The organism is Mesorhizobium sp. WSM4844, from assembly GCF_055811775.1.
Window position 1 is genome coordinate 63,124 of record NZ_JBVVQB010000016.1, and the last position, 13,568, is coordinate 76,691.

The window sequence follows — 13,568 nt, forward strand, 5'->3', positions numbered from 1 at the left end:
CTTATCGGCATAGGTGGCCGCGGACGTGCCGCGGCCACTCCGACCTCTCTCAGGTGATTGACCCGATGCAAATCTTACTGAATTGCCTATCGCTCACGTCCTTTTACCTTTGCTTCGCCCTCGGTCTGGCATTGGTTTTCGGCGTGATGCGAATCATTAATTTCGCCCATGGCGAATTCTTCATGATCGGCGCATACGCAACATATCTCTGTATTTCGACTCTCTCACCCCAGGTGGGTGGTCCAGTCGCATGGGCCGTCGGTGCAATCGTTGCGGCGGCGGTGACCGGGCTGCTCGGCCTGGTGCTACACAGAACCATGGTCGTGCCGCTCGGCGACAAGCCTTTGGCGATTTTCATATCAACGCTTGCGTTGTCGTATGTCATTCAGACGATTGTCGTTCAAATCTTTGGGCCCGTTGGTCTTTCGATCGCCCCGCCGATGCGAGGCGTCGTGAACTTCGGCGGCGCCATTCTTCCGGCATCGAGACTCGTCGTCATTGGGGCGGCCGCCGTGCTAGCAGCCGGTCTGTGGGTATTCCTCATGAGGTCCGAGGCAGGCCGGCGCATTCGCGCTGTGGCTCAAAATCCGCGTGGCGCCCTCTTGCAAGGTATACGAACCGAGAAGGTGGGCCGACTTACCCTCATCCTCGGATCATCGATCGCGGGCATATGCGGTGCGGCCATGGGTCCCATCAGCCAGATCTCTCCCTTCATGGGGGCGGGTGCGCTATGGAAGGCGTTCATCATCATCATCGTTGGCGGTATTGGCAACATCTGGGGCGCGGTTGCTGCCGCTGCTATTTTCGGTGTCCTCGATACCCTCATGTCTCAGTTCGGTGCCGGACGTTTTCTCGCTCTCACGAGTGCGGCCGTCATGCTGTTCGTCCTGAGTGTTAAGCCATCTGGCCTGTTCGGGGAGAAGGAATAATGAGTGCGTTCCGACGCGATTTTATGACCGTGTGCGCACTGGGCGCCGCGCTTGTCGTCGGGGGCTTCGTCGGCAGTAACTATATGCTTGGTGTCCTCGTGCTTTTCGGCATGACTTCCATCCTGGTTCTGTCGTATCGCACCATCACGACAATGGGAGGTTGGTCGTTCGCTCATATCGCCATCATGGGGATCGGCGGCTACTCCGTTGCAATCCTTTCGAAGCCGCCATTCGACCTGCCGGTGCTGGTGGCAATAGTCGCAGGAGGATTGTTCGCGGCGCTATTTGCAGGGCTGCTGTCCTACCCCGTGCTTCGGACCCGCCAATATTACTTCTTCCTGTCTACCTTTGCGGCGGGAGAGGCACTGCGCCAATGCTTCATTCAGTTCCGGGAAATCACTGGCGGCACATCGGGCATCGCCTTTATCGAGCGGCCTGAAATCCTGCCTAATCCGTCGTCGACGCTGGAGTTCCTATGCCTGGTGGCCGCTGTGCTGGTCTTGTTGGGCATCTTCTACGCGTCACTGGATGCCTCCGATGCCGGCTTGAAGATCAAGGCTGTCGGCGAGGACGAGGCACTATCGTCGTCGATCGGGATCGATGCCTGGGCGTTGCGCGCCTTGGCGTTCATACTTGGCTCATTCGGCGCCGGAATATCGGGCGGTTTGTTCGCCACTTACAACGGCATCGTCTCGCCATCGGATATAAATGCGATGCTGATGTTCAAGGTCGTCGCGGCCTGTGTGATCGGTGGCACGACCCGTTTTTCCGGTCCAATTCTCGGACTGCTGTTTCTTACGCTGATCGAAGAAATCTTCAGATTTGTCCCTGAATTCGTCCCGATGATCTGGGGCGTATTTGTCATCATCGCAATACTCTTCGGACAATGGGCGCGTGGCCGCCTCATGGTCTGGAGGACTAAAAATGCTTGAGATCAATAATTTAAGCAAGATCTTCGGCAGCTTGAAAGCGGTAGATGGAGTGTCGCTCAAGCTCGGACGGAGCGAAATCCGCGGCCTTATCGGGCCGAATGGCTCGGGCAAGTCGACGACGATGAATTTAATAAGCGGAAGCTTGAAACCTTCTGCCGGTGACGTCAGCCTGGATGGTGTTCGCGTCGAAGGGTTCCCCTCGCATCGTATTGCCAGGCTGGGCCTGGTTCGAACATTTCAGCTTACGAGGGTCTACACTTCAGGAACCCTGCTTGAAGCCGTGGCGCTCGGCGTCCGAGCTGCACAGGGGTCAGCGTGGAACCCTAAGAGATGGATACCGACCGGAGAGACCGCGAAGATCAATATTGCTGCGTTCGAGGCACTGGAGCGGATGGGGCTTGCATCACGCGCCAATGAGCCTGCTGGGAACCTTCCAGGTGGTTTGAGGCGCGTACTAAGCATCGCAACCGCGCTGGCGACCCGCCCTCGAATACTGCTCCTGGACGAACCGTTGGCAGGGCTGCATGCAACCGAAAAGGCAGAAGTCTCGACACGGGTTGAACAACTGCGAGCAGATGGAATCTCGATTTTGCTCGTCGAGCACGACATGAAATCGGTGATGCGTCTGTGTGACAGGATCACCGTTTTGAATTTTGGCCGCGTCATTGCGGAAGGAACGCCTGAGGAAATCGGACGTCATCCTGAAGTGATCAAGGCGTATCTTGGTCGGAAGAGGAATAGTGATGCTTGAGGCGAAAGATCTCGTACTTGAATATGGTGGCGTCCGCGCGCTCAATGGGATGAGCTTTACGGCCAGCACTGAGCAAGTGACCGCGGTCGTCGGCAGCAACGGCGCGGGAAAGACGACCCTGATGAATGCTATCTGCGGTCTCGTCAAACTCGCCTCCGGCGAAATCCGATTGGACGGTGCAAAGCTCAATGGGCTTGCACCAGATGACATCGTGCGCAAGGGCATCTCTCTTGTGCCAGAGGGACGTGAGCTTTTTCCGAAACTGTCGGTCCTAGAGAACCTTTTGCTCGGCGCAACCGTTCGGCCTGATCCCACAAGGCGGCGCAACACGCTGGAGCGGATTTTCGAGCTCTTTCCGGTGCTCGCCAACCGTCAAAAACAACAAGCAGGTCGAATGAGCGGCGGCGAACAGCAGATGCTTGCCTTTGGCCGGGCCCTGATGGCGCAACCGAAGATGCTTTTGCTTGACGAGCCGTCCATTGGCCTCGCCCCTATGGTCGAAGAGCAGCTCATCTCGGCCATTAGCGACTATTCGCGCGAATGCGGGATCGGTGTGCTGATCGTCGAACAGAACGCCATGCTTGCGCTTGAGTATGCACAACATGCCTACGTCGTTGAGCAGGGGCGCGTCGCACTGTCCGGGCCAGCAGCAGAGATAAGGGACGATCCCGCCGTTATCGCGTCCTACCTAGGCTAGTTGTCCCGAGATGCAGGACGTGTGTCGAGGCCGCGCTGCGCGCTTATCGCGGCGCGACTAACCTCTGTTCATCCTGGCGGGTTGGTGATCAAGGCGCTCGCGTGTTGTCGGGACGCGGGCGTTAATCTGTTCGGGTAAACGCCGAGAAGGCACCTGGTGGCATTAAGCGACGTCTGGTGGTGTTTGGCGCCTGCGACGCATCGGTCTGATCTCTACACCGCGGCCGCAATAATATTTGGTTCAAAGGAACTCGTTGATGATCGACTCACCCTTATTCCAGCCCAGCGCAGACCAGATCCGCACGAGCGCAATCACGAGGTTTCGCGAATTCTGCAGCTGTACCTACAAGGCTGATCTACTCGACCATGATGCGTTTCATCAATGGTCAATCGATGAATGCGGCACTTTCTGGTCTGCCGTCTGGGATTACTGCGGCGTGATTGGACAGCCCGGGCCACGCGATCTCATCAACGGCGATGTTATGCTCCACGCTCGCTTCTTCCCCGACGCCAGCCTGAACTTCGCCGAAAACCTCCTGATCAAGTACGGTCCGGAAGACGCGCTGATCTTCCGTGGTGAGGACAAGGTGAGCTATCGCTGGAGCTGGGATCAGCTCCATTCCACCGTATCCAAGCTACAGCAAGCCTTCCGCACGATGGGCATAGGCAAGGGCGACCGTATCTCGGCCATGATGCCGAACATGCCGGAGACAATCGCCTGCATGCTGGCCACCGCCTCGATCGGTGCCATCTGGTCGTCTTGCTCGCCCGATTTCGGCGAGCAGGGCGTGCTCGACCGCTTCGGCCAGATCGAGCCGGTGCTGTTCATCACCTGCGATGCCTATTGGTACAACGGCAAGCTGCAGGACGTCTCCGGCAAGGCCCGGAACGTCGCGCCTAAGCTTGGCTGCCCCGTCATGGTTGTGGGTTACGCCGGCGACGCCGAAGCGCTGGCCGCATCGCTCGCCGATGGCCGCACCATGGATGCCGCGATCATCCCCTTCACCGCGAGGCCCGTGGAATACGAGCCGCTGCCGTTCGCCCACCCGCTCTATATCCTGTTCTCCTCGGGCACGACCGGCGTGCCGAAATGCATCATTCATTCGGCCGGCGGCACGCTGCTTCAACACCTCAAGGAACACCGCTTCCATTCCGGCGTCGGCGATGGTGATCGCCTCTTCTACTTCACGACCTGCGGCTGGATGATGTGGAATTGGCTGGCCTCAGGTCTGGCGAGCGGCGCCACGCTCTGCCTGTTCGACGGCTCGCCCTTCGCGCCCTCGGGCAATATCCTGTGGGACTATGCAGCCGAGGAACGCTTCGCCGTCTTCGGCGCCTCGGCCAAGTATATTGATGCGGTGCGCAAGGGCGGCATCGAGCCGCTCAAGACACACGATCTCTCCGACTTGCGCCTGATCACCTCCACCGGCTCGCCGCTTTCGCCGGAAGGTTTTTCATTCGTCTATGAAGGCATCAAGCCGGACGTCCAGCTCGCCTCCATCTCCGGCGGCACCGACATCGTCTCCTGCTTCGTGCTCGGCAATCCGGTCAAGCCGGTCTGGAAGGGCGAGATCCAGGGGCCGGGCCTCGGCCTCGCAGTCGACATCTGGGACGATGAAGGCAAACCGGTCCATGGCGAGAAGGGCGAACTGGTCTGCACCAAAGCCTTCCCCTCCATGCCGGTGGGTTTCTGGAACGACCCTGATGGCGCCAAATACCGCGCGGCTTATTTCGAGCGCTTTGATAATATCTGGTGCCAGGGCGATTTCGCCGAATGGACCGAACACGGCGGCCTGATCATCCACGGCCGCTCGGATGCCACCCTCAATCCCGGCGGCGTGCGCATCGGTACCGCCGAGATCTACAACCAGGTCGAACAGCTCGATGAAGTCGCCGAGGCCATCTGCATCGGCCAGGACTGGGACGACGACGTCCGGGTTATCCTCTTCGTCCGTTTGGTACCGGGCCTGACGCTCGACGCCGATCTCGAAAAGAAGATCAAGACCAAGATCCGCATCGGTGCGTCACCGCGTCATGTACCGGCCAAAGTGATCCAGGTCGCCGACATTCCGCGCACCAAGTCCGGCAAGATCGTCGAGCTCGCCGTGCGCGAAGTCGTCCACGGACGGTCGGTGAAGACCAAGGAGGCGCTGGCCAACCCGGAAGCGCTGGAGCTCTATTCCGGGCTGGAAGCACTCTGCAGTGATTAATAATGGTCTGGCGCAAACATCATGGCCACTCGAATGTATTTCGGCATCACGAAGCAAGGTAACCACGGGGGTTGTAGCAGCGGAGTGGCGCCCGCCTACGAATTCCGTTTCCTTATCAGAAGCAATCTCACTTTGCAGATTGCAAAGCCTATGCCCGCGTCTCGACCATCGGCCAGACGGTTTGACAACCAGATCTTGGAAATCCAGTCGGCGGGCTTCCATGTCGAATCCCGTCGCATCGTCTCCGAAACCATCTCCGGCAGCACTGCCATTGCCCAGCGGACAGGCTTCCGCCGCCTGATCGATCGTTTGGAGCATGGCGATGTCCTGGTCGTCACCAAGCTTGATCGTCTCGGTCGCAACGCGATTGATGTCAGCACCACCGTCGCTCAGCTCGAGGAGATGGGCGTGAAGGTTCACAGTCTCGCACTTGGCCGCGTCGATCTGGCAAGCTCAGCCGGTAAGATGACGATGAACGTCCTCAACGCTGTCGCCCAGTTCGAGCGGGATCTTCTCGTCGAACGCACCCAGACCGGCCTCGATCGCGCCAAGGCTGAAGAAAAGACACTCGGGCCGCCCCGTCCGCCTCAATGCAAAGCCCCTTGCCCGGGAATCCAAACTAGCAGGCAAACGATCATGCGGGTCAGGGACCTGTGCTTGTCGTTTCGCCCTCCCGCAAACGACCCCAGGATCCGGAACTGCTGCTCGAGGTTGGGAGCAGTTCAGAACGACGATCGTCTTCGTTACGCATGATATCGACGAAGCCTTGCTGCTTTCGGATCGAATCATTGTCATGCAGGCACAGCCAGGTCGCATCCACGAAGAAATCACTGTGGCCTTCGAGAGGCCGAGGACCAGGGACTTCATCGCGTCCCGCGAGTTCTTGCGTTTGAAGCAACGTTTCATACAGCTGCTTCGAATCGACAGGCGGGGGATACCTTGGCGAGGCTGTCGCCGCTTGGTTGATTGCAGCTGTGCTTCGCCGATTTCCCTCCCCTTCTCGGCTAAATTCCCAACTGCAAGCGCGCCGCCGCTGATCCGGCGTGCGTTTGGCGCCGCATCCCGCTCCTAAACCGTCACCCCCTTTGCCATGCGGCTAACAGCGCCGTTTTTCCCACTGACGTGAAAACATCAGAACAAAGTACCTTATCTCTACAGAATTTTGGGGCAACTGCGGCGGTGTTGGAGAATGCGTTCATCGGTGTCGTCTCCGGTCTCGGAAAGCAGGCGTCAGGAGGCGTTCAGCGCGTTTGTGGCGATCGCCTCGAAGCGCCTGTCGAACAGGTCCTCGGCCTTGATCGCGGGCTTGTTCAACTCCTTGGCCAGGAGATCGATCGTCGCCTGCTGGCGCACGATCATGTCGTTCCAGTCGGAGGGGATGTCGAACTGACCATCAGCGTCGACCAGATACTGGCCATCTTCTGTGTTGAGGCCCTGCGTGGCGACGTAGTACCCCTCGATCCACTCCTTGGGATGCTCTTCCACCCAACGGGCGGCTAGCGCCCAGTAGCGCACATATTCGCCGAGAGCGGCTGCTTTGGCCGGGTCCTCAAGCACGGCTTGTGGGGCATAGAGATGGGCTGGATCATCGCGCAAGCCGTGCGGGATGGTGGTAGCGCCGTCGGCGCCATACTGGCGCAGATAGCGCTTGATGAGGACGCCCGAGATCGGCGCGACGTCGACTTGCTTGCCGGAAAGTGCCACCGGATAGGCATCGCCTTTGCTGGGCAATTCGATGAGATCTACATCCTCGTTTTCCAGGCTGGCGGCCTGCAGGACCCTCAACACCAGCGCGCCCTGTGCCTGACCGGGGCTGAAAGCAATCCGTTTTTCGCGCAGATCCGCGAGCGTCTTGACCTCGACTCCCGGTGCAATGCCGAGTTGATAGATCGGGTGCGCAACCGGTTCCTTACGGAACTTCGCGGCAATGATCTTGACCTTGAGCCCAGTCCAGGTCGCGTGGATGGGCGGAATGTCGGCAACCGATCCGACGTCCAATGCGTTGGCGCGAAAGGCTTCGATTGTCTGTGGGCCGCCGCTGATATTGGCCCATTCGACCTCGAACGGCAGTTGATCGATCAGCCCCGATAATTCCAGCGCCCTTTGCGTCTCGGGATCGCCGATACGAAGGACAGTGCCCGCCGGGATGTTGGTCGGCAGTTTGCCAGCGTCCGGGCTACCCGCCTGCGCAATGAGGGGGAGAAAGAAGCGACCAAGCCTACCGCGAACGCGGTCACGAACCCACCAAATCTCCTTCTTGAAAATCTCTCCACAGCTAACACCATCGTCTTGCTCCAGTTTTGGGAAGGCTCCGAATTTCGCGCTAGTATGTCCAGCGATTTGGGAGACTATAAAGTATCAGGTGCTGTTCTTTGCCACTCAAAGGAAACGCTGTTCGCCTCGAATGCTCATTCGGAGTACGCGCCGCTCAACAACAGGCGGCTTTCTGCAGAGCAGGTCGCGTTTCTGGCCGGCGCCAACTCACGTCGTCGCCAAAAGCGGTTCCTGATGCCCTATGCGCCATGCCAGCGAGCTTCGGCTTGGAACAGGACCCAGCGTGAAGCTGCTAGCAGAAAAATGGCTTCGGCTCCGGTCGTCGAAGGACAGGCACTATGGCCTGCGATGATTACCGGCCGATAGGAACGGCCGGGCTCGTAAAGACCGGAAGAGCTGCTGTTTCCTTTTTGAGGGTTTCCCTGAAAAGTCTTCAGCCTAAACCTCATTATTGTGGTCCAGCCGTCGTATTTTCCAAGGCCAATGCACGGTAGAGTCATAGCACTGTGCCGCCTGCGCGGCAGAGAAGGTAAGGCCATGGCAAGCCGAAACCACGGTAAGACGGCGAAGACCGTCAGGCTCTCCAAAAAACTATTCAGAGGGGATCGTCATCATTGATCCGGCGACTGGGAGGCTCGGCCGGTTGAAAAGAGGACGTTTGGCAATGGGGCGGCCACGAGATAGCTGGGGTGATCCAAGCGACGCACTTGCACGGATCACCTGCCAAAAATGGCGGACCGGTCCCGGAATCGAGCCGCCGTCGCGGGTTTTTTGCGGCCGTAGCGGCCTCGCTGTCTGCTGTGCGCCTGGCGAAACGCGCAGCAGATGAGAACCTGTGTGCGTCCCGCGGGCGCTGATGGTGCAGCCGGAGATACGGCTGCTCGATGAGCCGAGAGGGGCTCGCGAGCCATGACCGAGATTTCCATACAGGAAGAACTGGCGCGCATCTGAGCGAGAAAAACGTGATCCTGGTGGACAAGGGCGTGCCAGCCGGCGCGGGCGTTTCGCGCCTCCGGCGCGGCAATCATCCCTGTGAATCAGGCTTGTTTATATAGCGAAACTTCGACAAAAAGTCGCTCCGACGCGGATCGGGAGAAGGGAGCGGATATGGTCTTTCGATTGAAAGAGCGACTTGGCAAGAAACTTGAGGAAGAAGTGCAATTCTTCAAATGTTGGCAGAAGGATAAGAAAGGCGTGGGCGCACTCATGCCCACGTCGATCCACGCGGCGCGCCGCATGGCTAGTGTGGTCAACCCGCATTCTGAATTGCCGGTTTTGGAGCTTGGTGCCGGGACGGGTGTCATCACCAGGGCCATCCTGGAAAGAGGCATCCAACCGCATCGGGTGACTTCGGTCGAATATTCCAAGGATTTTTATGATGGCCTGGTGCGACGCTTTCCGGGAGTGGATTTCCGCTTGGGCAATGCGTTTGCCTTGGAAGAAATTCTGGGGGAGCGCCGGGAAAAGTTCGATTGTGTCATAAGCGCAGTGCCGATGTTGAGCTTTCCGATGCAACAGCGCCTCACACTGCTCGAGGATTTGCTTGCACGAGTCACCGCCGGGCGACCTGTGATCCAAATCACCTACGGTCTTCTGTCACCGGTGCTCAAAATGCCCGACCGTTACATCGTTTCTCACTATGATTTCGTCGTTCGCAATGTTCCCCCCGCACAACTCTGGACTTATCGACGGGCAGTGTGAAACCACAGGGGACGCGAGCGACAGGTGGCTTTCGGAATCCTTGTACAGGACTGCACAGCCGATTGAACTTGGTGCTGTGGCCAGCCATTCGCGGCCCTGGCTGGACCGCCTTCCCTTCCGCATTTTCTGAGGATCGATTTGACCGCAGCAGAGAGATGATGTTCGGCTACAAGCATTGAGAGCGGCGAAGCTTCCCGCTAACGCCGATGTTTCTCCGGTATTTCCGGAGATGCATTCCTCGAGACGCGCCAGGCGGGACTTCGCATTGCGAAGTTCATGTCCGGCTTCGAAACGTCGATGGCGTCCTTGAGGTGTGGGCGCTATGAGGTCGCGCTCCAGTTCCGCAATGCGCGCACGCACCTGCCGAGCCTCGTCCTGACGCAACGCCTTGATCCATCCACGCCCGCGCATCGGTCTTCCTGCCAGCAAAAGCCATGCGGGTTTATCCACCGAGACCTTAATTTCCGGCAAGTTCCAAAGGGCTGCCGACATAGGGATCTGCCAAGGGTCAGGCCTACCGCAATCGGCTATCGAGCTTGCCATTGAAACCGAGCAGTCGCCGCCAGGAAAAGGGACAGCGCGTCACATTTCTGACAGATCGGTCGACATTGGATGCACTGCCTGGCGCGAGCCCCCGAAAAAGCCTTTGTCGAAGGAACCATGATGTCCGCTTCCATTGCCCCGCAACCATTTAATCAGCGGAAGAGACTTTTGGTCGTCCAGGCCTTGAGCATAGCGGCGATTGGCTCGCTGCTATTCTCTCGCCCCGGTTGGGATGAAGCGTCTAGCCTTCACGAGGTCATCGAGATGATCGGTTTTGTTCTGATCCTCGTCTGCATACTCGGGAGGTTGTGGAGCATCCTCTATGTCGGGGGGCGGAAGAACAGCGAGTTGGCAGTCAGCGGGCCGTACTCGATCACTCGCAATCCCCTATATCTGTTTTCGACGATCGGAGCATTCGGCATCGGCCTCATGTTCGGATCGCTCATCGTTGCATCCGCTCTGGGGGGGTGCACCTATGCGGTTTTCGGGATGACTGCCCGAAAGGAAGAGACGTTTCTTCGTGACAAATTTGGTTCGGAGTTCGAAGCATATGTGGCAAGAACGCCGCGGTTCTGGCCCAAGCCGTGGCTGCATCAGGACAAGCATCAGCACACGTTCTCCACGAACGCATTAAGAAGCACATTCTTCGATGCCCTCTATTTTCTGGCGATCTTTCCAGCCATCGAAGGCATCGAATATTTCCAGGTAGCTGGCTACCTGCCCACCTTTTTTTGGCTGTTCTGATCTTAAAGACGGAGCAATAAGCTTTGTAGCGCACCAGAACCGCGCCTGTTGCGATCAAGGCAACCCCTGCCCAGTTCGACAACGATTTCCTTGAGGAATGTCACTCCGAACACCGCCACCAGCACGAGGCTCAGTTTGTCGACAGGGGCAACGCGTGCTGCGTCTCCCAAACTGGAGCGCGCGAAAGTAGCAGATCCACGATGCACCCGTCGCCACCCCGGATTGTCCTGCGTCACGTAATCGTCCAGGCACTCGGGAAGCAGTGCCTCTTGCCGGCGATCCTCGCCCCCGACAAACCGCTTCAGCCCGACTCACCTCGCTGATCGGGAATCACGTTATCAAATCAACGTATTTCCACGACAGGCTGGACCCGTTCCGGCCATTGCCGTTGCCACCACGAAGGGTCTTGCAAGGGATTGTTAAGTTCCTCACACCTCTTGGCGGTCACCGGAGCAGACCTGGCATTCCTAAGACGTTGTGGCACGGTGGCTTTGTTAGGGCACCGGTATGGTGGGTGTGGTCCTGGACGGAGGCGCGCGTCGCTTCGGGTTTGGCAGGCGATGCACACCGGACCGGCCGAGTGCCCGCGTGCCGTTGTCAAGAACACTTGGAATGCGGCGTGAAATATCGCGCCAGTGCGAGGCATATTGATAGACGGCTACGGTATCTTCGACCGCGTTGTGGTCGACGGCCCTTTCAGGTTGCACCTCCTCACCCTTCATCTGGACGATTTGCTTCTTGGGCTCGAGGATCGTCGTGCGGCCATGCAGGATCATGGCCACCTTCTGGTAGTTGGAGATGTAGACCGGCCGCTCCGGTTCGTCCGCTTCGATCAGGTCGTCGCCGAAAAAGCGGCTGCGATAGCTAGCCTGCAGCAGGGCAAGCAGCGACGGCGCAATATCCACCTGGCTCGCCAGCCGGTTGATCCGGCGGGGCTCGACAAAGCCCTGCGACCAGATGATGCACGGTATGTGGTATTTGTTCATGTCGAGCTCCACCTTGCCTGCGACGCTCGCCGTATGATCGGCGACAAAGACAAAAACGGTATCCCTGAACCACGGTTTCGCCGATGCCTTCTTGACCAGTTCCCCGATCGCGTAGTCGGAATATTTGACCGCCCCGTCGCGCCCGCCCGGCGATGGGATGTCTATGGCGCCAGCTGGATAGGTAAAGGGCCGGTGGTTTGACGTGTTCATGACGAAGCTGAAGAAGTTCTTGCCGGCTTTCGCCGAGGCGTCGGCTTGGCGGATCACCTCGTCATAGAGATCCTCATCGCTAACGCCCCACGCATTGGCGAAATGCACATTGCCTGCCGCCATCGTAGCGCGGTCGACGATACCGAAGCCATTACCGGAAAAGAACGCGTTCATGTTGTCGAAATAGCCGTAGCCGCCATAGAGGAAGCGCGTATCGTAGCCCGAATCCTGGAACACAGAGCCAATGGTGAAGAGATTGTCGTTGCCGGGGCGACGCAGGATCGATTGCCCCGGGGTCGGCGGGACTGAAAGCGCGATCGCTTCAAGCCCGCGCACGGTGCGCGTGCCGGTCGCCCGCATTTCCGTGAAAAGCAGGCCTTCAGACGCCAGCCGGTCAAGGTTCGGTGTCAGTCTTTTCGGATTGCCGAATGTGCCCATGAACTCCGCACTCATGCTTTCCATGCCGACCAGGATGACGTTCTTGCGCAGCATCGGCCCCTCGGCTCGAATGTCACGCGTGATGTCGTTTAAATCGGTGCTTTCGAACGGCTCGTGATCTTCCGCTAAAAGGTCGCGTGTCCGTTCGGCCGCCTGTTTCTCGGGTATGGTCCGATAGAAATTCGCGAAATCGATCTCATTCGAGAAGAAGGCGCTAACCAAACCATAGAGTCCGTTGCCCCCGAGTTCGCGGGCGATCGCGCTCGGCATCGGCCGTGTGATCGAATCGGGCGTCACCAACACGCCGGCGGCGGCCATTCCCGTTATCGTCGCAAAGACCGCCAGCCGCTTCACGAACGGCGGATGCGGCGCGAAGCCTGCCTTCACCTGGCGGCGGAGCAGATAGGTCCCGCCGACCGCCAACAGGCCGATGCCGGCAAGCAGCGGCACGACCGGATAGCTCTCCATGATGTTCTGGATCACTTCCTGCGTGTACACGAGGTAGTCGACCGCGATGAAATTGAAGCGCGTCGTGAATTCGTCCCAGAAGAAATACTCGCTGACCCCCTGCACGACCATCAGAAACAGGAAGATTGCGAAGCCCGAGAGCCCAACTGCGCGGTCAAACCGCTTTCCGGCCCACGAAACTGGCAGGAGCAGCGGGAAGAGGAGAAAGACCACGAGGATTGGAAGCAGCGTGACGATATCGAACCAGATGCCAGTGAAGAAAGGAGCCAGCCAGTCGGCCGGATGGAAAGACAGGTCTTTGGCCGAAACCAGCGACAGCGCCAGCCTGACCAGGAACTGAGTCAACAGGAAAAGCAGGATGAATGGCTTCAGCCGACGAAAGAACGCACCGACCGATTGAGCAAAAGTCATAGCAAGCCTCCGAAGCATCTGGATGTCTGGGCAATTATGCCTCGTTTTCAATTTTGGCAACCGTCGGGACGAGATCGATCGCATGGTCTGCGATGCCGATCCCCGATTCGGCCCGCGCGAGTCCGAAACTTCATCGACGGTGGTGGTGGCGAGACAATGTGAAAGGTTCGCGGCGAAGGTGATTTGTTCCTCACTTTGAAGGCGCTGCATCCCAGCCTCCCCTGTGGGAGAAGGTGGATGGGCACGAAACGCCGAGCCGAATGAGCGATCGTCCT

General features: G+C 58.6%; 10 protein-coding genes and 2 pseudogenes. 9 read left to right on the forward strand and 3 right to left on the reverse strand.

Annotated features, from left to right (window positions below):
- Positions 1-65: 65 nt before the first annotated feature.
- The 6 genes and pseudogenes from AC0L2A_RS15360 to AC0L2A_RS15385 all read left to right on the forward strand — a co-directional run.
- Positions 66-929, forward strand: coding sequence for a branched-chain amino acid ABC transporter permease (locus AC0L2A_RS15360; RefSeq protein WP_473609479.1), 864 nt, complete (start codon positions 66-68; stop codon positions 927-929).
- Entirely contained in the window at positions 929-1,861 is a 933-nt protein-coding gene (locus AC0L2A_RS15365) for a branched-chain amino acid ABC transporter permease (RefSeq protein WP_473609480.1), read from the forward strand. Before AC0L2A_RS15360 ends, AC0L2A_RS15365 begins: the two co-directional genes overlap by 1 nt.
- Positions 1,854-2,612 (forward strand): ABC transporter ATP-binding protein, encoded by a 759-nt coding sequence (locus tag AC0L2A_RS15370; protein ID WP_473494809.1) that lies wholly within the window; start codon positions 1,854-1,856, stop codon positions 2,610-2,612. Before AC0L2A_RS15365 ends, AC0L2A_RS15370 begins: the two co-directional genes overlap by 8 nt.
- A complete protein-coding gene (locus AC0L2A_RS15375) occupies positions 2,605-3,309 on the forward strand; it encodes an ABC transporter ATP-binding protein (protein WP_473609481.1) in 705 nt (234 codons plus the stop codon). Before AC0L2A_RS15370 ends, AC0L2A_RS15375 begins: the two co-directional genes overlap by 8 nt.
- Positions 3,310-3,565: 256 nt before the next feature.
- A complete protein-coding gene (locus AC0L2A_RS15380; protein WP_473609482.1) occupies positions 3,566-5,518 on the forward strand; it encodes an acetoacetate--CoA ligase in 1,953 nt (650 codons plus the stop codon).
- A 101-nt stretch (positions 5,519-5,619) separates the two neighbouring features.
- A pseudogene (locus AC0L2A_RS15385) lies at positions 5,620-6,097 on the forward strand (recombinase family protein); the annotation flags it as partial.
- A 651-nt stretch (positions 6,098-6,748) separates the two neighbouring features.
- On the opposite strand, the gene AC0L2A_RS15390 reads toward AC0L2A_RS15385, so the two are convergent.
- Entirely contained in the window at positions 6,749-7,516 is a 768-nt protein-coding gene (locus AC0L2A_RS15390) for an ABC transporter substrate-binding protein (protein WP_473609483.1), read from the reverse strand.
- Positions 7,517-7,621: 105 nt separating this feature from the next.
- Here AC0L2A_RS15390 and AC0L2A_RS15395 point away from each other — a divergent pair, with 105 nt between their 5' ends.
- The 3 genes from AC0L2A_RS15395 (at position 7,622) to AC0L2A_RS15405 (ending at position 10,780) form a co-directional block, all read left to right on the forward strand.
- Positions 7,622-8,158, forward strand: coding sequence for a hypothetical protein (locus AC0L2A_RS15395; RefSeq protein ID WP_473609485.1), 537 nt, complete (start codon positions 7,622-7,624; stop codon positions 8,156-8,158).
- A 741-nt stretch (positions 8,159-8,899) separates the two neighbouring features.
- The gene (gene pmtA, locus AC0L2A_RS15400) at positions 8,900-9,493 is read left to right on the forward strand and encodes a phospholipid N-methyltransferase PmtA (RefSeq protein ID WP_473609486.1); all 594 of its coding nucleotides are present in this window, start codon (positions 8,900-8,902) and stop codon (positions 9,491-9,493) included.
- Positions 9,494-10,156: 663 nt separating this feature from the next.
- Complete coding sequence (locus AC0L2A_RS15405) at positions 10,157-10,780, forward strand: methyltransferase family protein (protein WP_473609487.1); 624 nt, start codon at positions 10,157-10,159, stop codon at positions 10,778-10,780.
- Positions 10,781-10,802: 22 nt separating this feature from the next.
- Here AC0L2A_RS15405 and AC0L2A_RS15410 read toward each other — a convergent pair.
- Together AC0L2A_RS15410 and AC0L2A_RS15415 are read right to left on the reverse strand one after the other, a co-directional pair.
- Positions 10,803-11,002, reverse strand: a pseudogene (locus AC0L2A_RS15410) (EamA family transporter); the annotation flags it as partial.
- 272 nt (positions 11,003-11,274) lie between these two features.
- Positions 11,275-13,293, reverse strand: coding sequence for an LTA synthase family protein (locus AC0L2A_RS15415; RefSeq protein WP_473494813.1), 2,019 nt, complete (start codon positions 13,291-13,293; stop codon positions 11,275-11,277).
- Between the last annotated feature and the right edge of the window lie 275 nt (positions 13,294-13,568).